The sequence below is a fragment of the Rhizobium sp. CCGE 510 genome (assembly GCF_000292525.1).
Classification (GTDB): domain Bacteria; phylum Pseudomonadota; class Alphaproteobacteria; order Rhizobiales; family Rhizobiaceae; genus Rhizobium.
The window spans coordinates 40,899-58,180 of the sequence record NZ_AEYF01000021.1 but is presented as its reverse complement, the minus strand read 5'-3'; the positions used below and the strand labels follow the sequence as shown (position 1 = coordinate 58,180).

The following is a 17,282-nucleotide window of genomic DNA, read 5'->3' as shown; positions in this document are numbered from 1 at the left end:
GAGCGAACCGATGCTGCGGGAGCCATTGCCCCGGCATCCAGGCGCCGGCCTCCGGCGTCAAGGGCCTGTAGCTCAATGGTTAGAGCCGGCGGCTCATAACCGCTTGGTTGGGGGTTCGAGTCCCTCCGGGCCCACCATTTTTCTCGACCGGCTTTACTCGGCGGTTAAGAGCGAGCGCGGGACGTTGACGTCGTCTTCGCCAATGGGGGGCAGGAAGTCCGCTCCCGCTCGACAAGATCACCGCCGAGCACATCGACGAGAACTTCGCTACCAATGTGAGGGTACCATCTTCACATTGAGCGCGGGCACCGCGGGCGAGTTCGCGCGGAAAAAACAGCGCAAGCCGCCGGAATGGCGATATGGCGCTCCTCTTCCATGCGAACTGGGAGAGAGGCGGCCTGTTTCACTGAACTTCTCGCTGTGGACTTGAAACGAACACAATCAACGGCTACATATCCTGCATCGGCATTGCTGGTGAGTGCTCCACGAGAGCGTTCGCGATAGCCGAAGTTGTTCCCCTACCCTTGACCACGGATGTACTGGCACTGGTGTGATGAACGATGTTGAGAAGGTCGGTGCGATTTCGCCCCGGCCTTTTTTATTGCGCTGTGTCGGATGAACCCGGCAGGTAAAGCTTTGAACCGCGTTCGTCGCCTTCGGAACGAAGGCCATTCCTCGTTGTTGACCAAGAGCGGCGTCAAACCCATCTAGGCCATATGCCAAAACAGAAAATCATCGTCGCCCCCGCACTGGTCGAGACGTGGGCGCTATGGCCTGCGGCTACGTTCGGATCCAACGTCCGTGCCAAAGGCATTCTATTGGAAGTCAGAGCTGGTCTGCCTTTAGACGTACGGAAATCGCTCGATGTGAACGGCATGGCGCTAACCCTGGGAATGGCAGAAGACTGCGAGGACAAGTTCGCCTTGACGACCGCCACTGTCACCAAGGCCCTGGAAGGTATCGAGAGCCTGCCGGTCATTCCGCGAGAAATTCAGGACATCCTTGGCATTTCTGCAAGCGAACGGCATCGCTGGCTGAAGGACGGCCGTCTTCCGAGCGCGGGAACACGCACGGTGAGGCTGAGCGGTCGTGCGAGACGGATCACCTTCCATGTCTTCGATCCCCGTATCGTGGAAGACCTGCTCGACCGAGCCGTAGTCGAGGAATGGCGCGAAGAGGACATTGCCGCAAGGGCGCAGAACAGGCGGCAGGCTGCATACAGAGCCAAGCTGACCCGTTCGCTGAAGAAGGCGGCCGCGGCGCCGACCAAGTCCAAAGGGCAGTCTGATGTTGCAGCCGCAGAGCTGCGGGGCTGGGAAGAGTTCGATATCGACGGCCTGCTGCGGTAAGGCTGTTGCCGTCCCTCCCCGTGCCGGATCTGCCCGAAATTCAAGTCATCCGTTGGGGAGGCCGTGGGCGCTGCCGACGACTTGTCGATGGCCAGCCGCACATAACAGATGGCCCCCAGACGGGAGATCAAGAATTCGCTGTGGCGATAGCCTCGACTTCGACGAGGAGGTCCGGATGCACCAGCCCCGACACGATCACCAATGTGGACGCAGGCTTGGCGGACCCGAGATGAGCTTGGCGAACGGCGGCGAATGTTCGGAAATAGTCGCGATCGGTCAAGAACACCGTTGTTTTGACCAAGTGCTCAAAGGTCATGCCAGCCTCGTGTAGAACCGCTTTCAGATTGTCGAAGACCGCGTTCGATTGGGCTTCGATATCTTTTGGAATGTTGCCGTCGGCGTCGATCCCTATCTGCCCGCTGATGTAGAGAGTTCGACCCTCTCCGCCAACCTCGATGCCATGCGTGTATGTGGCGGGCTCGCGGCCGGCCGGGTTGTGTCGTATCTGCATGATGCGTCCTCAATTTAAATAACTTGAACCGTTCCGATCGACGTCGCCGATCGGAACGGGTTCAAGGTGGTCTTGCGACGGCCTCTCCATTGCATGATGCCGAAAAGTGTGAGCGTTTTCTTATGACATCATGCTCTAACTCTTTAATGTAGAACAGGATCGAACCGGTCAGCGGCTCTGGGTCGCTGCCGCAGCCTTCCGGATCACGTCGATGACCACGTCGGGCTGGGAAAGCATCGGCACGTGGCTACTCTCCACTTCGATCACCGTTGCGTTCATACGCTTGGACACCCAGCGCTGAAGATCAGGATGAACCGTGTGGTCCTGCGTTGCGAGCACGTACCAGCTCGGCTTGGACTTCCACGCAATCTCGCTGGGCCCGAGCTTCTGCTGGTGGAAAAGATCGGCGACAGGGGCGTAGTGGGTGGCCCAGACAAGCTTCCGCTCCGCCTCCGGCAAATCTCCAGCGAAGAATTCTACTCCGCTCGGCAGCATCCAGGCGCGGTTGTCTGCTGCCTCGACATGGTTGAAGATGTCCGACGGAAACTTGTCGAGCTGATCCTGGACCGTTTCCCCGGTGTCTGGAGCGACAGCGGCGACGAAGACCAGACCGACGACCCGATCGTCGTTGCCGGCGGCCGTGATCGTCGCACCGCCATAGGAATGTCCGACGAGGATCACCGGGCTTCCGACACGATTGAGCGTCCGTTTGACCGTGGCGATGTCTTCCTCGTAGGAGTCCAGACCGTACTGGACGGCGATGACCTCGTGCCCGTCCGCCTGCAGCGCGGGAATGACCTTGCTGAAGCATGAGCCGTCGGCCCAGATTCCATGACAGAACACGATAGTAGGTTTCGTGGAGGTAGTCATTGTGATGTCCCTTTCTGGTTGGGTTAATGTTTCCGTTGGGGGCAAGCGAGCCAACGGCTTCTCTCGAAGCTTCTGTGACCGAGCCTGACGCGCTGGGTCAAACTGCATGTAAGCGCACGCAGCCCATCGTATCGCCGCCAGGGCGAAGCAAGGACGGGATGACGATTTATGCCTCTGCCTTCAGCCTTTGGCCGAATTTTCAGCCGAAGGACGCAGCCGCATTGTCGATGAACGTCGCAACCGCGTCGGGCTGCGAAAGCATTGGCAGGTGGCTGGCCTGTATCACCATAATCTCGGCGCCCATCAACTGGCGCTTAGCTGCTCCGGATCGATTCCATTCCGAAGGATTGCCGGGATCGCGCCACCAAACCTAGAGGGACTTCCAGAAGGCACGACGATAAGGTCCCCTGCCCGGCACGAGACCTCGCGTGACGCCACGTTCGTGTGAAAACGGAACTGCCTTGAGTATCCGAGCGCGACGAGGACGGCGTGGTGATCACAGGCTGGCCCTATCATTTCGACGCCGTGCGTCACGTCCCTGACGTCGAAATGCAGTCCGCGACAGGTGCTCAACATTCCAGCCGTCGATATCGACCAGCCCCCGACATGGGAACGAACCGTACCGATGTCAGCTAGTTCAGCTTGACGTTGTTTCCTCATGTCGCGCTCACCACCGCTCCCGACGCGGAGCGATAGTGAGGGTTTGCGCGAGTTTGTTCAAGCTACATCGATCGCTCACGCCCCTCAGCGCTCCGGATCGGGCGCGCTGATTTTCTGCCTACGCCTGAGCAGGCGTAAGAAGTGAGTTCGTGTGATCGTCCGGTGAGACTGCGATAAGAAGTAGGCGCCACGGTTTGCCGACTATCGGCTGGCGGAGACTTACCGCGAATGATCGGAAACTTCGCGTTGATGCCGTGCTTCGCGGATTGTTACGCGGATGATCATCCCGATCGTCGAGCCCCCTGCCTTTCGATAGAAGTTGTGGTACTTATTAATGGATGTCGTTGTTCTCGGGAGGGGTAGCAATTCATGGTCGTGCACAGGGATATGACTAGCGACGAATGGAAGTGGCTTGTGCGCCTTTGCCAACACGAAGCGGACAGCCTTCCTAAGGAAATCGAAGCGCGGTTTACCGAACTTGGTCTGTTCGGGCCGAACGGTCTTTCGGACAATGCCAGGAATTTGGTTCAAAACGAACTGCTGGCGGAGCGGCGGAACAGACTGCAAGGGCTTCACTGAGTGATAATTTTGGACGCCAAGCAGGCGTCCAAAGCGGTGATGTCCATTGCGGCACGGCCCAAGCCGGAAAACCGACTATCGTCGGCGGCGGGAGTTTCTCAGAGTGGCTATTTGGAGAGCTAACGGCTCCCCTTTCACCGATCAGGCTCCGTGATTCATTGTGCAAGTGTCAACTCCCCAACAGGCTTTCCGGGTTAGGAAGAGCCCTCGGGTGAAGCTGACGACGGTTTGACAAATAACGAAATCTTGATCGACAACGACAGTTATCGGGACGCCTCATCCGCCCTACTTGCCAGCCTTACACCGACACGCTTTGGGCAGTGAGGGGGTTCGATGCTACAGACTCGCAAACTATCGGCAGCCATGACAGCCGTCTTCATCATCTCCATGTCGGCATCGTCCTGCACCACGAGCACAAATGACTCGGTGCAGACGGGCTCGGTCGGGTACACTTCTTCGAGCGCTGATTTTGCCCTCCGGCCCGCCTGCCGTGATGGATTCGGCAATGATCGTCCGTGCAGCTATTAGCAGCGTGCTTAGGACTCTTTTCTAATAACTACAAGAACGCCCGTCGCTAGGCCTGAACCCACCCCCGCAGGCCGGGTTGAGCGGCAGTTCCTCGCGGTAATAGCCGCCGATCGACGAAGTCTGGTCAAGGCTTCCGGATGAAGTGCAGGCCGAAGTGATCGTGGCGAGGCCAATCAGGGTTCCGGCCGCGATTAATGCGAAAAATCGGTACATCTGAGCTTCTCCTTCGGAGGGGCCAGGCTTTAAGCCCAAGGGCGCAATCTACCACGACACGGCGAGAACCGGCGAGAATTTGTGAGATCGACTGCCCCAGGCCGCCTCTTCTAACGCCAATGTGATCACCTTTCGCCCCTAGCCATGCACTGTCGCATAACTGTCATGTAAAATTGCCCATTGCGGTGGCAGCTTGGGCAAAATATATGCTGCCGACTAACAAAAAAAAGAATGAGTGAACTGCCATGAGTGCCCTGCATAAACTTTTCAACCGCAATCTCCTGACCCGTTTCGTCAACGGTCTCGGTGCGGTTCCCCAGCGTTTTCGCGACGCGCGCGAAGAGCGCAAGCCTGCGATCCATCCGTCGTTTATGGATGATTTCGGCGCGTAAAGCGCGTCGCGAAGCCGTCAACGGCTTCTGATCAAGAAGTAGGCAATTCCTTCCGGAACTAGGACCAATCGACAGGCCGGCCTTCGGCGCCTGCGAACCCGTAGGAATCCAGACCAAGCCGGTGAAAACTGTGCCCAGGATGGAGAGGGTGTGCCGTGGCCGCCCCCCTCTGCCCTGCCGGGCATCTCCCCCACAGGTGGGGAGATAGGCAAGTGGCTAGGCCTTCCTACCTCTCTTCCGTTTCGTCGGTCTGCGACGCCAATTGTTTGGGGAAACCCGTGCGTCTAGCTGATCTCCCCACCTGTGGGGGAGATGCCGGGCAGGGCAGAGGGGGGCGACCACGGCACACCCTCTCCGTTACTCGCCACAGCACGCCCTCTCTTTCACTCCCTGTTGAGCCGAAGTTGCAGCCGACCGCTGAACGGATTCGAGTTCCACGCCCGCATCCCCCACATTTTTCTCCCGATGCGCCTCCGTCGTTCCCTTCCGCCGCAATAGCTTCACAATCAACCGACAGAAAGTGGCTCCGGGAAACGACAACTAGGGAATGAAACATGGCGCCGATTCTTTCCAAGACACTTCTGATGACTGCTCTTCTGGCTCTGCCGCTTGGCAGCGCAGCGCCTGTATTGGCGCAGGAGGCAAAGCCGCGCGAGGCGGTGATTTCGGTGACGGGCGATGGCGAATCGGCCGTGGCTCCCGATATGGCGGTCGTCAATCTCGCGGTCGTCAAGCAGGCGAAAACCGCCCGCGAAGCGCTCGACGAGAACAACAGGGCGATGAACGAGGTGCTTAAGGCGCTGAAGGACGGCGGCATCGCCGAGCGCGATCTGCAGACCTCCGGCTTTTCCATCCAGCCGCAATACAACTATCCGCAGCCGGTCGATGGCCAGCAACAGCAGCCGCAGCTGATCGGCTACCAGACCATCAATTCGGTCACCGTCCGACTGCGCGATCTCGCCAAGCTCGGCCAGGTGATCGACCAGTCAGTCACCCTCGGCATCAACCAGGGCGGCGACATCCAGTTCACCAACGACAAGCCGGAAGCAGCCCTCGAACAAGCGCGCAAGAATGCCGTCACTGAAGCCGTCAAGAAGGCGAAGACGCTCAGCGAAGCGGCCGGCGTCAAGCTCGGCCGCATCATCGAGATCAACGAAAACGTGCCCCGCTCAATGCCGCAGCCAGTCTATCGTGCCACGATGATGAAGGAAGCTTCCGACGCTGCCGTTCCCGTTCAGGGCGGCGAGAACAATTATAATGTCAGCGTCACCGTGACTTTTGCCATCGAGCAGTAAACATAACAGCGCCGCGCATCTTTTTGACGCGCGGCGCTGGAAATCATTTTCAGAAAAAGCAGGCAGCCATTGCCGATCCAAGCAGGGGCGGCAAGATCCAAAGATCAGCGACGCAGAGCGGGGCAGCCGCGGACGTTGGCGAAGCTCATCTCGTCGGGGCCGCGACGCGTCCAGCCCTGTACGATCACGCGGCGCGGCGTTACGTCGACGACGCGGGCGCGGCGGAAGCCGAAATCGCGAGCCATATTTTCAGCGAGACGCGGATCGCACCCGCGCGGCCGGCGGTCGTAGCCCGCAGGCGGCCGATCGTAGCCGGGCGGCGGACGGCGGTAATCCCGCGGCTGATCACGATCCTGATCGCCGATAATGATATTCAACTGGGCGGCGGCAGGCGCCACCGTGCCGGCAAGAGTGCCGGCTGTCAGCATGGCGGCAAGACCCGCCTTTGCCAAAAACTGCATCATCGAAAAAACCTTTCGTTTCAAAGTCGGTGCGGCCGAGCCGCCCGCCCTATTACACCGCATGCCGCCGAAGCGTCATTGGGGAATCACCCATACGGGTTAGAGAAGAAACGGCTGAAAGTGTCGCCGTCAAGGCAAAACGGCCGGAAGCGCCGCTTCGGCGCCTCCGGCCGCTGTCCTCAGCGCCGGATCAGCGGGCAACCGCGGACATTCGCGAAGGTGATCCTGTCCCAGCCGCGACGCTCACGCCCGGCAACGACGACGACGCGCTTCGACATGCGGGTGATGCGGGCATCGCGCAGGCCGAACTCGCGCGCCTTGCGCACCGCGTGCATCGGCGAGCAACCGCGGATCGGACGATGGTATTGCGCTTCGACGACGAGGCTCGTCTGCGGCCCTGCGGCTGCCGCGGTGGAAGCGGTGACCGGAATGGCGCTGAGGGCGAGCAATGCGGCAAGCGAGGCTTTGGCGAGGAAATGCGTCATGGGCTGTCTCCGTCAAGTTGTTCTTCGTCTTTGCGCATGTCGCTATCGCGCGACATGCTTGAACTCTCCCTTCAGGGATTGTCTCGACAGTAGACGCTGCAAACTGAACGGCGTTCGAACCAGGCATTCACTTCTCATTCAGAAGGATTAATCCTTCAACTGCTCAAATGCAGGACGATTTCTCGCCGGTGCGGCCGGTCTCGATGTTCGAACAGATAAAGCCCCTGCCAGGTGCCGAGCATCAGCGTCGCCCTCGCGACAGGAATGCCGATCGAAACCTGCGTCAGCGCCGCCTTGATATGCGCCGGCATGTCGTCCGGCCCCTCGGCCCGGTGCACGACCCAGCCCATCGCGGCATCGGAGGCCGGCGGCACCAGGCGGCGGAAGAAGGCGAGAAGATCGGTTTGTACGTCGGGATCGGCATTTTCCTGAATCAGCAGCGAACAGGAGGTGTGCCGCACGAAGACTGTGAGAAGCCCCTCCGCCTGCCCGGACGCGTGGACGAAGGCCTCCGCCTGGTCGGTGAATTCGTAAAGGCCCTGGCCACGTGTGGCTAATGTGAGGATCTTCTGGGGCAAGGCGCTCTCCCGGCTCGGATGACATCCCCGCGAGTTGGCGCGCCGTTGCAGCCAAGTCAATGCATGCCTCGAAACCGGGAGTACCGGTCAGAGCTTGAGCAGCGTCTCGAAGCCGCCATAGATCATCCGCTTGCCGTCGAACGGCATCTGCCATTGGTCGTCCTTGAGCCGGGGATCGGCCATCACCTTGGCATTGATATCGTCGCGCTCCTGCCGCGAGTGATAGACGATCCAGGAAAACACCACCACCTCGTCGTCCTTGGCCTGCACGGCGCGGGGAAAGGAGGTCAGCGTGCCATAGGGCACGTCGTCGCCGATGCATTCGACATATTCGAGCGCGCCATATTCCTTCCAGATCGAGCCGGCGAAGGCCGAGAATTTCTTATAGGCGTCGATATTCTCCTTCGGCACCGCCACGATGAAACCATCGACATAGGACATTGCGCGCCTCCTCGATCTATCTCACGCTGACGGGAGAAATAGGAGACCGGCCGGGCAGATCCAGGGAGGAAGTGTCGGGCGGCCTCTTTCAGGCCATCACGGCCCATTGACCAGCTTGAGGATGAGCTGCTGGATATTTCCGCCGTCGCCGAGTTCGATCTTGTCGAAATCGCGGCCGCTCTGGCGCTGTCTTTGGGAGATCTCGCCGAGCCGGCGCGTCAGCTCGATCCGGATCTTCTTGCAGGCGGGGTCGTCGGCAACCGTCAGGCCGATGCTCATCGCCTCGATTTCCTTGACCATTGCCTTGATGGTGTCGCCATGCACCCGCTCATGGGCGTGCACACCCGCAATGAAGGCATTCCAGCTGCCTTCGACCGCAGGCGGCAGCGCAGCCGATGGCTTCGGCAGTGTATAGGTGATGATGAGCTTCGGCCGGTTGGTGGTGATGACACAGGCATTGCCCTGCGGTTCGTATTTCCGGGTCCAGGTCAGCTTGAACGTCGTATGCGCGATCGCCCGGCTCGTGCCGGCTTCAGGCCCCCGCGCCCCGATCGATTCGTAGAGCTCCGCGCCTGTTTTGCCCGATATCGAATAGGGCCGCACCTCTTCGAGCGCCTGCCATTCGGCCCGTGCCGCGGCCGGTGCAAAGGCGAAAACCGCCGCCATTGCATAGGTTAGAAAGCTTATCGTCACGCGCGGCCCCCCGCCGAATAATGATTTGCGCGGACCCTAACGGGAGCCGCCGCTGCTTTCAACGCACCATGCATGCATTACCCCTGCAGCGTCTTGACCCTGGTGAGATCGGGGAAGAGGCGCATCCACAGAAGCACGACGAGAACAGTGCCGAGCCCGCCGACGATGCCGGTGGCGACCGGTCCGAGGGCTGCCGCCATCATGCCGGATTCGAATTCGCCGAGCTGGTTGGAGGTGCCGATGAACAGCGAGTTGACGGCGCTGACGCGGCCACGCATCTCGTCCGGCGTCAGAAGCTGCACCAGCGAACTGCGCACGACGACGCTCACCGTATCGGAGGCCCCGATGACCAGCAGCGCCAGCACGGAAAGCGCGATATTGGTGGAGAGCGAAAAGACGATGGTGGCGACGCCGAATACCGCAACGGCGGCCAGCATCTTGCGGCCGACATTGCTTTCGAGCGGCCGGCGGGCAAGCACGATCGACATGGCGAGCGCGCCGACCGCCGGTGCGGCGCGCAGGAAGCCCAGTCCCCATGGGCCGGCATGCAGGATATCGCTGGCAAACATCGGCAGCAGCGCGGTCGCACCGCCGAGCAGCACCGCGAAAAGATCGAGCGAGATCGTGCCGAGCATTACCGGCCGGCTACGGATGAAGGAGACGCCGGCAAAGACCGAGGCAAGCGTCACCGGCTCGCGCTTGGCAGGCGCCCATTGCATGCGGATCGAGATGACGTTGAAGCTTGCGACCGCAAAAAGCAGCGCGGCAGAAGCAAAGGGCGCCACCGGGTTCAGCCCGTAAAGCAGGCCGCCGAGCGACGGGCCGATGATCAGCGCCGTCTGCATTAGCGAAGTGGAGGTTGCGACCGCCTTCTGCACCATCGAGGCCGGCACGATGTTCGGTAGCAGGGCCGCCATGGTCGGCCGCTCGAAGGCGACGACGGCGCCGAGCACGGTAACGGCGGCAAGGATGCCGGCCGGCGTCAGCCATTGCTGCCAGGTGGCCACCGCCAGCACCAGCGCCGTCACCGCCTCGATCAACTGGCAAATGAGGCCGATGCGCCGCCGGTCGAACCGGTCGGCGACATGGCCGACGACGAAGGTCAGCAGCGCCATCGGCAGGAACTGGCAGAGACCGACAAGGCCGAGCGCAAAAGCGCTGTGCGTCTGGTCATAGATCATCCAGCCCATGGCAATGCCGATCGACTGGAAGGCAAGCGAGGAAAAGACGCGGGAGGCAGCGAAATTCAGATAGCCTGGGTGGCGAAGAACGCTCCGCGGGCCTTGGGATATGTCCATTGCAATGTCACCGGCCGGCCGCGGCTGCGCCAGCCTTCATTCGAGTTCTGGGAGGGGCGGAACGGTGTTCTGCTCCAATGAGCGGTTTGTCAATTGCAACGCGCTGATATGATGTCGTGTCGGCTGGCATTGCGTGTCTGGAATCAGCGCGGCTCCTTGAAGATATTCAGATAGGCGGGGTCGAATTCGGCGATTTCCTGCAGGCGCTCCCAATCGACGATGGTGATCGTCCGGTTCTCCCAGGTGAAAACGCCCTCGCGCCTCAGCGCCTGCAGCGTCTTGTTCAGATGGACAACGGAAACGCCGAGCACGTCGGCCATCTCGATCTGCGTCAACGGAAACTGGAAGCTATCGCCCCGCGTCCGTTTGACGACCTGCAGCCGCACGAAAAGCTCGCAGACGAGGTGGGCGATATGGGCGCGTTTGGAGCGCCGGCCCATGGCGACGATCCACTCCCGGTGAATGGCACCATCGACCAGCGTATCGAGCCAGAGAAGCCGGGTGAGATGCGGCATACGCTCGGTGATTGCCCTGAGATCGGCATGATCGGCGAAGACGACATGACAGGCCGACAGCGCAACGATACCGTGATCCATCTTCTTGACCGGAAAGGCATGCAGGTCGACGAAATCACCGGCGACATGCAGCGCAGTGATCTGGCGGCTGCCATCGGCCATCACCTTGTAACGCGCCGCAAAACCATCGAGCAGCAGCGTGCTGTAGGGCGGGCGGCTGCCTTCGAGGACGATATCCTCTCCGGCAGCGAAGGACCGGTCCTTGACCAGGATCGACCGGAGAAGGTTTTCTTCCTCCGCCGATAGCACATCCCGGCTTCCAAGGTTGAGCAGCAGGGCTTCAATCACGGGCTTGTCCGCCGATTTCGCAAGAGGGGATCACGAGGGTGCGAGCTGTATTTTCTATAGGAATCAATGCCTGGCCTCGGGAACAATTGTCTTCATCTGTAATTTCCCCCCCTGTGACGCACAGGAAAGAACATGGCTCGCTACTTTTTCGATCTGCATAATGGCGAAGGTCCCACACGCGATGAGCACGGCACCGAACTCCGATCGCGTGAGGACATTCCGAAAGAGGTGACCCGCATCCTGCTGGATGTCGCCCGTGACGAACTGCCTGCGGGCGACCGCGCCATCATCGCCGTCACCGTTCGCAACGAAAGCGGCGACCCGGTTACGGTTGCCAGCCTCGTCTTCAACAATGAATGGCTCGACGTGCTGCGATAGTGGCGGCCGTTCAAGGCTTGCCGCCGATCCTCCGCATCAATCCGACTCGGCCGCCGCGACGCGCTTCAACTCTTTTGTTTTATGCATGTCGCGACATGCATTAGGACCCGCCTTCATAGCCGGCAATTAAATTTGACATAGTCGCGTCATTGCTCTGGCTAAGATTGGAGGCGGCATGCCGGCCACGGCTATTTTGCGATTTCCTCGAGAATAAGCCGGATCTCCGCAAGCGGCCGCCGGCTTTCGTCGAAGAGTTCTACCGACAGCATATTCAAAGGTGCAGCCGGCAGGCCTTCGGCCGCCATCTCCGCAAGCACGCGGCGCGCCTCTGCCTTGGCAGCCTCGATGGTTTCGAATTCATATCCCGTCTCGGTCGCCCCGACACCGTCACGATCAAGGAGCTGAAAGTAGAATTTCGGCACGATACATCCCCCCGCTAGATCAACCTAACGGCCTGCTCGCACAGATGTTCCACCGAAGGAACTGCCACCGTCAGAAGGTGCCGGCCTCCGGAGAGGCCATTTCCTCGATGCCGTCGACCCGGTCGGGATAGAAGGCGAGATGGTCCTTGATGCTGCTGACCGCCGCATTCGGCGCCTCGTAGGTCCAAACGGCATTCTTCGAGCGCTCGCCGCCGGCAATGATGCTGAAATAGGAAGCATCGCCCTTATAGGGGCAATGGCTGGCATGGTCGGTGCGCTGAAGCTGCGCCATGTCGACATCCCGACGCGGAATATACTGCACCGGCGGATAGGAGGCCTCGTGCAGCGTCAGCGCATCGCGGCTATCGGCAATCACCTTGCCGCCGAGTGTGACGACGACGCGGCAGGGATTGTGCTCGATGGTGATCGGATGGTCAGGCCCCGGGATCTTGATCGATGTATCTGGCATGCGGTTCGCCTCCGGCAAAGATCGATGCCGTGGAGATAGGGTGGGAATGCCGCCCGTCCAAGGCCTGAAACGCCAAGATCTAGAATTCAAACCGCGGCGACGCTGGGGTCAGCAGCGCCGTTTCCGGCGCCGCTGGCCAGTGAGCTGCAAGCATATCCGCGACTGTTGCGATCAACCTGCCGATATCCTCGCCGGCGCCGGCATGCAGGGCCTCGGCAACGATCAGTACCGAGCGCGTCGTCGGCCGCACCGCCGAAAGCCCGCTCTGCCGGTTCGTCCACCGCCGTGCATGCGCCCGCTCCTCGCGGTCTGCGAAGATCACCTCGTTCGGTTCCGGATGCTCGATTTCGCCGCCGAAGGTCAGATAGGTCTCATGGCCCCCGGCCCGCCGGACCTCGAGATCGCCAGCAATCTTGTCGCTGTCGAAGACGGCAATCGGAATGGCGAAGGAAAGCGAGATCGCATTGCAGAGATCGATCAGCGGATGCAGGCGTGGCAGCGCGTGCTCCTGACGGAAGCGGCGCAGCAACGCTTCGGGCGCTGAGCGATATTGCGTCGGCTTCAGCCCCATGCGGGAAAAGCCGCGCCGCCACGCCTGGATCTCAGGAAATTCGCCCTCCTGCATCTCGGCCAGCCGCGCCTCGGCAATGGCGCTGAAGCGGACGATCGCGGCCTCGACATCGGCATCCGCATGGATGCCTTCTACATGAAGCGCGCCGGCGCGAAGCTCCGGAAACGCTTGCCATATCGCATCGGAATGACTGAACTGCATGGCCTATCTCCCTGAAACCAACTTCACACCGATTCGGCTGCCGGCAACGGCAAGCCCGAGCACGGCCGCCAACACGCAGCCAATGCCAACAATCTGGTTGAGCCAGACCGGCTCGCCAAGGACAAGGAAAGCCAGCATGACCGCGGAAACCGGAGCCAGCGCCGTGAAGAGCGCAGCTTCCGTGCCACTCACCCTTTCGGCACCCGCATACCACAGCAGGAAGCCGCCGACGGTCGGCACCAGTGCATAATAGACAACGGCAACGGCAGCGCTTGCCGAAATGCCCTGTGCGAGAGGCGCCTCGAAAGCCGCCGGGATGACGGCGACGATGAAACCGATGCCGGCCATCAGCGTCGACTGCGCAAGCGGCGGGATCTCCGTCTTCAGCCTTTTGTTCAGCAGAATGAACAGACCCTCGCAGATCACGGCGCAGAAGATCAGCGCATTGCCGGAGAATGATCCGCCTGAAGCATCCGGGCTGAAGGCGATCGAAAACACCCCCGCCGTCGCCAGCGCCACGGCAACAAGCAGAGCAGGCTTCGGCCGTTCGCCAAGCAGGATGATGGAGATCGCCGCCGACACCACCGGCAGGGTGCCGATGATCACGCCGGCATCGGCAGCCGAAGTCAGGCTGAGGCCTGAGATCAGCAGCGTCGTATAACCGACGCTGCCGGCCCCGGCCTGAACGATGAGGATGAGGCAATCTTCCCGGGAGAGCTTCGGCAGCCGCACGCCGATCACCCGCATTGCCACCAGCAAGACGGGAAAAGCCAGCGCGAAACGCAACGCCGTGGCGGCAAACGGCGGCAGGCCGGACGCAATCAGCTTGCTGGCGATCACCGTACTTCCCACCGTCAGCATGGCCAGCGACAGATAGAAATACCCTTGAACCTGTCTCGACATTCAACGCCTCCGGTTGGAAGCGCCGAGAAAACAGCAGGGGCATGTTTGGGTCTTGAACGAAATTGCAGGCGCCGGATCTTTAGAGAAAGCCGCCGGCATAGAGGCTGGGCGACAGACCATATTTGCGCACGAAGACACGCGTCATGTGGCTCTGATCGGCAAAGCCGCTGGCGAGGGCGGCTTCCGCAAGCGGCATGCCCTGAGCGATCAGCCGCCGGGCTATATGAATGCGGGCTTGGACGAGATAGGCATGCGGCGTCAATCCCGTCGCCTTGGCAAAACCGCGCAGCACCTGGAAGCGGCTGAGCCCGCTTTCCCGCGAAAGGTCGGTTAGCGAGACGGCGACAAGCGGATCGTCATCGATCAGCTCCTGCGCCGCGCGGATCGAGGCCGGCACCGTCGGCCGCTCGTCGCTGCCGCGCTCGCGCATGACATCGGCGACGAGCTGCAGAAGCAGCTGCTCTCTAAGCAGCCCGTCGGCAGCCTCGCCCCCAGTCACCGCACCAAACAAAGCTTCGAAGCGGGCGGCGATCGCCGCATTGCGGATAACGGGATAGGGGATTTCCGATCGCCCTGCCCCGCCGTCGCTGATCTCTCGCGACAGTCCGGCGACGATCTCGGGATCGAAATAGAGGATGCGCCAGGACCGCCGCTGACCGATCGGCGCGCCGTCATGCACCTCGTTCGGATTGACCGTGATGATGTCGCCAGCCTCTGCCTCCACCACGCCGCGGCCGCTCAGCGATTTCTGTGCCCCTGATGAAACGAGGCCGATGCCGAACTGCTCATGCGTGTGCCTGGAAAAACTGTGATGCGTTTCCGCTTCCACCGCTTCGACGCCGGTCAGCGCCGAGCGCAACATCCTGAACTGGTTTTTCGCCATCGTCTGTCCGCAGGTCCGATCGCCGGGCACTCTGCCAGCCGGATGGAGATGGGGCAATGGCTAGAAGAACTCGTCGAGCAGCTGATAATAATCGAGCCTGGCCGGATCCGGCGCCGCCATGCCGTAACGATCGAGGAAACGCTGCACCAGCGCCTCGCCGAAATTATAGCCGATGCTGCGGCAGGCGAGCGCAATATCCTGATAGCGGTCGGCGACGCCGAGGCGGCTGCAATCGATATAGCCAGAGAATCCTTCTGCCGAGGCGATGAAATTCGGCAGACAGGCGTCGCCATGAGTGACGACAAGATCCTCGCGGCCCAGCCTTCTGCTTTCAAGCTCGGCAAACAGCGCCTCGGCACTTTTCCCAAGCCGCGTCTCACCGAAATCGGTCTCGTCGACGATGCCGGCCTGCATCCGTGCCTTGGCCGCCGCAATACGGCTCTCCAGCCGGTGATCGAAGGGGCAGGAGGAAATCGGCAGGCGATGGAGACGGGAAAGTGCTGCCGCCAACAGTTCGACCCGCGCCAGCGGCGTCAGCGCCGATGCGCTGGCGAGATCGGTACCGGGCAGCGCGTTGATCAGCAGCCGGTTGCGACCGCCGTCGCTTTCCCGGGCGATCACATCGGGACACGGCAGGCCGGAGGCTTTCAGCCAACTGAGCCGCGCCGCTTCATCGGCAAGCTCGCCGAATGGCCCCGCCTCCTCGACCTTCAGGTAAAGAACCGGCAGCCCCTCGCCTTCGAGCCGGAAGACGCTCGCGGTGGAACGGCCGAGCGTATCGCGTTCGAACCGGTAGCCGGACAGCCGTGCCTCAAGAGATCCAGCCGGCAATCCTCCAGAAAATGTCAATGAATGGTGCCGGCAGGCGCGGCTTCGAGGAGGATTTCGAACGCCTCTTCCAGAGCCGCCACCAGAATATCGGTCAGCTCGTCGCCCTTGTTTTCCAGAAAAAGCGCGCTCACGGCTTCGTCCTGACGCTCAAGAAAACGCTCGATCTCGTTCGACATATCATTGTCCTTCCTCACCGTACCATCACGGCCATGAGAAAAGGCTAGGTGCGGTTCCTTGCGCGTGGCTGGCTACACAGCAGCACGCATTTCATGTCGACTACTCACGTATCTTGTACTTCGCGTATTGGCTGCGAGGAATCAATCCGCCGAATTTAAAGGCAAACGACAGAATCTTTGTGGCGTCGGTATCAACCGCACATTCATACTGTATGCTGTACCAATTGCCGTTCGTCCTGAACCGTCCCGTCTCCATCACTTGAATGATCGTTTCGTTGGTAAAAGGTCGATAGCTAGGAATTTCAGGATCTCGATATTTCGGCGATATGTGTTCGATTTGCTGCTTCAGCTCGGTCCTACATAAATCGTTCATGCGTTGGCCGCGCGGCGTATTCCCCAATGCCGTTTGGGCAACGGAATCATCGCTGACAGTCTGTGAAAACAGCGTCTTTACTTGGGGCAGTTGATCCTTTGGCGCCTCGTCTTTCTGCTGCGTCGGCTTTTTTGTCTCCGAGGGATTCTCTGGTTCGAAGCTCGTCCGCGCCGTAGTCGCGGCAGCAGGCGCATTTCGCTCCGGATGACTATCCACTGCAGCGAGCTCAGGTAAATTCACGTCCTTCGGAACCGGATTGCCGGGAAGCTGCTCGCTCGGCTGAGGCTTCTGTGCGGCACTCTCGGCAGGCTCAGGCTGCATCTGGGTCTCCGTCGACGGCGGAGGGACAGGTGTCGGGCTTGCCTCACCCTGCGAGGAGTTTCCTATGTCTGACTTCGTCCGTCCGGTATTCTTGTCTCCAAATTCAAAGACCGGACGAGTAGCGGACAACTGTCTCGGGGATTCGGGCTGAGGCTTTGTGGCTTCCGGCGGAGGCGGTGGAGGCGGCGGCGGAGGAGGAGGAGGAGGTGGTGGTGGCTGCTTCTTGGCCTCCTCCGGCAGCTTCAGCTTCGGCTCCGGTGGTTTTTCCTCGGGTTTGGGCTCCGGCTTCTTCTCCTCCGGCGGCGGAACAAGTTCCACCTTCACGCTCTCGTCTTCGGCAGGCTTCGGCTTGATCTTCGGCAGCCCGAAAATCAGAAGAGCAACGACGGGAATGTGCGCAACAACGGACGCGACGACACCCCAGCGAATTTCAGGCCGCTGTTTTCTCGTTTCGTGCTGCGTTTCCGCCGGTACAACGTCTTCTTCTGTCACAGCAGCGATGTGGCCTTTAAAGCGGGCAGCATCAAGCCACAAAAGA

The 17,282-nt window shown here is 60.8% G+C and carries 24 protein-coding genes, 1 tRNA gene and 1 pseudogene; 8 read left to right on the top strand and 18 right to left on the bottom strand.

Annotated features, from left to right (window positions below):
- The first annotated feature begins 61 nt into the window (after positions 1–61).
- From RCCGE510_RS11205 to RCCGE510_RS11200, 3 genes and pseudogenes are all read left to right on the top strand, one after another.
- A tRNA-Ile gene (locus tag RCCGE510_RS11205) sits at positions 62–137 on the top strand.
- A 5-nt stretch (positions 138–142) separates the two neighbouring features.
- Positions 143–281, top strand: a pseudogene (locus tag RCCGE510_RS36055) (oxidoreductase); the annotation flags it as partial.
- A 435-nt stretch (positions 282–716) separates the two neighbouring features.
- The gene (locus RCCGE510_RS11200) at positions 717–1,349 is read left to right on the top strand and encodes a hypothetical protein (RefSeq protein ID WP_037078358.1); all 633 of its coding nucleotides are present in this window, start codon (positions 717–719) and stop codon (positions 1,347–1,349) included.
- A 127-nt stretch (positions 1,350–1,476) separates the two neighbouring features.
- Here RCCGE510_RS11200 and RCCGE510_RS11195 read toward each other — a convergent pair whose 3' ends face one another.
- Together RCCGE510_RS11195 and RCCGE510_RS11190 are read right to left on the bottom strand one after the other, a co-directional pair.
- Entirely contained in the window at positions 1,477–1,860 is a 384-nt protein-coding gene (locus tag RCCGE510_RS11195) for a RidA family protein (protein WP_007629970.1), read from the bottom strand.
- A gap of 168 nt (positions 1,861–2,028) precedes the next feature.
- A complete protein-coding gene (locus tag RCCGE510_RS11190; protein ID WP_037078355.1) occupies positions 2,029–2,730 on the bottom strand; it encodes an alpha/beta hydrolase in 702 nt (233 codons plus the stop codon).
- Positions 2,731–3,759: 1,029 nt separating this feature from the next.
- On the opposite strand from RCCGE510_RS11190, the gene RCCGE510_RS11180 reads away from it, so the two are divergent.
- Positions 3,760–3,969: a hypothetical protein gene (locus tag RCCGE510_RS11180; protein WP_007629962.1), complete on the top strand. Its 210-nt coding sequence runs from the start codon at positions 3,760–3,762 to the stop codon at positions 3,967–3,969.
- A gap of 333 nt (positions 3,970–4,302) precedes the next feature.
- Complete coding sequence (locus tag RCCGE510_RS35565) at positions 4,303–4,497, top strand: hypothetical protein (RefSeq protein ID WP_081525710.1); 195 nt, start codon at positions 4,303–4,305, stop codon at positions 4,495–4,497.
- A gap of 21 nt (positions 4,498–4,518) precedes the next feature.
- On the opposite strand, the gene RCCGE510_RS35560 is transcribed toward RCCGE510_RS35565, so the two are convergent.
- Positions 4,519–4,710 (bottom strand): hypothetical protein, encoded by a 192-nt coding sequence (locus RCCGE510_RS35560; RefSeq protein WP_081525708.1) that lies wholly within the window; start codon positions 4,708–4,710, stop codon positions 4,519–4,521.
- Positions 4,711–4,955: 245 nt separating this feature from the next.
- Here RCCGE510_RS35560 and RCCGE510_RS35160 point away from each other — a divergent pair, with 245 nt between their 5' ends.
- Together RCCGE510_RS35160 and RCCGE510_RS11170 are read left to right on the top strand one after the other, a co-directional pair.
- Positions 4,956–5,102, top strand: coding sequence for a hypothetical protein (locus RCCGE510_RS35160; protein WP_007629961.1), 147 nt, complete (start codon positions 4,956–4,958; stop codon positions 5,100–5,102).
- Between the two features lie 554 nt (positions 5,103–5,656).
- A complete protein-coding gene (locus RCCGE510_RS11170; protein ID WP_007629960.1) occupies positions 5,657–6,397 on the top strand; it encodes an SIMPL domain-containing protein in 741 nt (246 codons plus the stop codon).
- A 104-nt stretch (positions 6,398–6,501) separates the two neighbouring features.
- On the opposite strand, the gene RCCGE510_RS11165 is transcribed toward RCCGE510_RS11170, so the two are convergent.
- The 7 genes from RCCGE510_RS11165 to RCCGE510_RS11135 form a co-directional block, all read right to left on the bottom strand.
- Positions 6,502–6,861 carry a hypothetical protein gene (locus RCCGE510_RS11165; protein ID WP_007629959.1) on the bottom strand — a complete coding sequence of 120 codons (360 nt, stop codon included), beginning with the start codon at positions 6,859–6,861 and terminating at the stop codon, positions 6,502–6,504.
- A gap of 176 nt (positions 6,862–7,037) precedes the next feature.
- Positions 7,038–7,343 (bottom strand): hypothetical protein, encoded by a 306-nt coding sequence (locus RCCGE510_RS11160; RefSeq protein WP_007629956.1) that lies wholly within the window; start codon positions 7,341–7,343, stop codon positions 7,038–7,040.
- Between the two features lie 155 nt (positions 7,344–7,498).
- Positions 7,499–7,921 carry a secondary thiamine-phosphate synthase enzyme YjbQ gene (locus RCCGE510_RS11155; protein WP_007629954.1) on the bottom strand — a complete coding sequence of 141 codons (423 nt, stop codon included), beginning with the start codon at positions 7,919–7,921 and terminating at the stop codon, positions 7,499–7,501.
- A gap of 87 nt (positions 7,922–8,008) precedes the next feature.
- Entirely contained in the window at positions 8,009–8,362 is a 354-nt protein-coding gene (locus RCCGE510_RS11150; protein WP_007629950.1) for a DUF1428 family protein, read from the bottom strand.
- A 96-nt stretch (positions 8,363–8,458) separates the two neighbouring features.
- Positions 8,459–9,055, bottom strand: coding sequence for a DUF922 domain-containing protein (locus RCCGE510_RS11145; RefSeq protein WP_037078349.1), 597 nt, complete (start codon positions 9,053–9,055; stop codon positions 8,459–8,461).
- 77 nt (positions 9,056–9,132) lie between these two features.
- On the bottom strand, positions 9,133–10,353 hold the full coding sequence (locus RCCGE510_RS11140) for an MFS transporter (protein WP_007629947.1): 1,221 nt from the start codon (positions 10,351–10,353) through the stop codon (positions 9,133–9,135).
- A 143-nt stretch (positions 10,354–10,496) separates the two neighbouring features.
- Positions 10,497–11,216, bottom strand: a complete 720-nt coding sequence (locus tag RCCGE510_RS11135; RefSeq protein WP_007629946.1) for a Crp/Fnr family transcriptional regulator — start codon at positions 11,214–11,216, stop codon at positions 10,497–10,499.
- Between the two features lie 132 nt (positions 11,217–11,348).
- On the opposite strand from RCCGE510_RS11135, the gene RCCGE510_RS11130 reads away from it, so the two are divergent.
- Positions 11,349–11,594, top strand: coding sequence for a hypothetical protein (locus RCCGE510_RS11130; RefSeq protein ID WP_007629945.1), 246 nt, complete (start codon positions 11,349–11,351; stop codon positions 11,592–11,594).
- Between the two features lie 188 nt (positions 11,595–11,782).
- Here RCCGE510_RS11130 and RCCGE510_RS11125 read toward each other — a convergent pair whose 3' ends face one another.
- The 8 genes from RCCGE510_RS11125 to RCCGE510_RS11095 form a co-directional block, all read right to left on the bottom strand.
- Positions 11,783–12,016: a hypothetical protein gene (locus tag RCCGE510_RS11125; RefSeq protein WP_007629944.1), complete on the bottom strand. Its 234-nt coding sequence runs from the start codon at positions 12,014–12,016 to the stop codon at positions 11,783–11,785.
- Positions 12,017–12,086: 70 nt separating this feature from the next.
- A complete protein-coding gene (locus RCCGE510_RS11120; RefSeq protein ID WP_007629940.1) occupies positions 12,087–12,485 on the bottom strand; it encodes a DUF427 domain-containing protein in 399 nt (132 codons plus the stop codon).
- A 79-nt stretch (positions 12,486–12,564) separates the two neighbouring features.
- Positions 12,565–13,257, bottom strand: coding sequence for a phenylalanine--tRNA ligase beta subunit-related protein (locus RCCGE510_RS11115; protein WP_007629939.1), 693 nt, complete (start codon positions 13,255–13,257; stop codon positions 12,565–12,567).
- A gap of 3 nt (positions 13,258–13,260) precedes the next feature.
- Positions 13,261–14,160, bottom strand: coding sequence for a DMT family transporter (locus RCCGE510_RS11110; RefSeq protein WP_007629938.1), 900 nt, complete (start codon positions 14,158–14,160; stop codon positions 13,261–13,263).
- A 79-nt stretch (positions 14,161–14,239) separates the two neighbouring features.
- A complete protein-coding gene (locus RCCGE510_RS11105; RefSeq protein ID WP_007629937.1) occupies positions 14,240–15,043 on the bottom strand; it encodes an AraC family transcriptional regulator in 804 nt (267 codons plus the stop codon).
- A gap of 60 nt (positions 15,044–15,103) precedes the next feature.
- Entirely contained in the window at positions 15,104–15,892 is a 789-nt protein-coding gene (locus RCCGE510_RS11100) for an APH(3') family aminoglycoside O-phosphotransferase (protein ID WP_037078345.1), read from the bottom strand.
- Entirely contained in the window at positions 15,889–16,050 is a 162-nt protein-coding gene (locus RCCGE510_RS35155) for a hypothetical protein (RefSeq protein ID WP_007629930.1), read from the bottom strand. Before RCCGE510_RS35155 ends, RCCGE510_RS11100 begins: the two co-directional genes overlap by 4 nt.
- A 100-nt stretch (positions 16,051–16,150) precedes the next feature.
- Positions 16,151–17,278, bottom strand: a complete 1,128-nt coding sequence (locus RCCGE510_RS11095) for a DUF930 domain-containing protein (protein ID WP_052029479.1) — start codon at positions 17,276–17,278, stop codon at positions 16,151–16,153.
- Positions 17,279–17,282 lie beyond the last annotated feature (4 nt).

Bases quoted from the DNA above. Each gene is read 5' to 3' on its own strand.
- RCCGE510_RS11115 (WP_007629939.1), bottom strand. From the start codon at position 13,257: ATGCAGTTCAGTCATTCCGATGCGATATGGCAAGCGTTTCCGGAGCTT.
- RCCGE510_RS11195 (WP_007629970.1), bottom strand. From the start codon at position 1,860: ATGCAGATACGACACAACCCGGCCGGCCGCGAGCCCGCCACATACACG.
- RCCGE510_RS11170 (WP_007629960.1), top strand. From the start codon at position 5,657: ATGGCGCCGATTCTTTCCAAGACACTTCTGATGACTGCTCTTCTGGCT.
- RCCGE510_RS11190 (WP_037078355.1), bottom strand. From the start codon at position 2,730: ATGACTACCTCCACGAAACCTACTATCGTGTTCTGTCATGGAATCTGG.
- RCCGE510_RS35565 (WP_081525710.1), top strand. From the start codon at position 4,303: ATGCTACAGACTCGCAAACTATCGGCAGCCATGACAGCCGTCTTCATC.
- RCCGE510_RS11130 (WP_007629945.1), top strand. From the start codon at position 11,349: ATGGCTCGCTACTTTTTCGATCTGCATAATGGCGAAGGTCCCACACGC.
- RCCGE510_RS11120 (WP_007629940.1), bottom strand. From the start codon at position 12,485: ATGCCAGATACATCGATCAAGATCCCGGGGCCTGACCATCCGATCACC.
- RCCGE510_RS35560 (WP_081525708.1), bottom strand. From the start codon at position 4,710: ATGTACCGATTTTTCGCATTAATCGCGGCCGGAACCCTGATTGGCCTC.
- RCCGE510_RS11165 (WP_007629959.1), bottom strand. From the start codon at position 6,861: ATGATGCAGTTTTTGGCAAAGGCGGGTCTTGCCGCCATGCTGACAGCC.
- RCCGE510_RS11150 (WP_007629950.1), bottom strand. From the start codon at position 8,362: ATGTCCTATGTCGATGGTTTCATCGTGGCGGTGCCGAAGGAGAATATC.
- RCCGE510_RS11160 (WP_007629956.1), bottom strand. From the start codon at position 7,343: ATGACGCATTTCCTCGCCAAAGCCTCGCTTGCCGCATTGCTCGCCCTC.
- RCCGE510_RS11140 (WP_007629947.1), bottom strand. From the start codon at position 10,353: ATGGACATATCCCAAGGCCCGCGGAGCGTTCTTCGCCACCCAGGCTAT.
- RCCGE510_RS11110 (WP_007629938.1), bottom strand. From the start codon at position 14,160: ATGTCGAGACAGGTTCAAGGGTATTTCTATCTGTCGCTGGCCATGCTG.
- RCCGE510_RS11180 (WP_007629962.1), top strand. From the start codon at position 3,760: ATGGTCGTGCACAGGGATATGACTAGCGACGAATGGAAGTGGCTTGTG.
- RCCGE510_RS11200 (WP_037078358.1), top strand. From the start codon at position 717: ATGCCAAAACAGAAAATCATCGTCGCCCCCGCACTGGTCGAGACGTGG.
- RCCGE510_RS35155 (WP_007629930.1), bottom strand. From the start codon at position 16,050: ATGTCGAACGAGATCGAGCGTTTTCTTGAGCGTCAGGACGAAGCCGTG.
- RCCGE510_RS35160 (WP_007629961.1), top strand. From the start codon at position 4,956: ATGAGTGCCCTGCATAAACTTTTCAACCGCAATCTCCTGACCCGTTTC.
- RCCGE510_RS11105 (WP_007629937.1), bottom strand. From the start codon at position 15,043: ATGGCGAAAAACCAGTTCAGGATGTTGCGCTCGGCGCTGACCGGCGTC.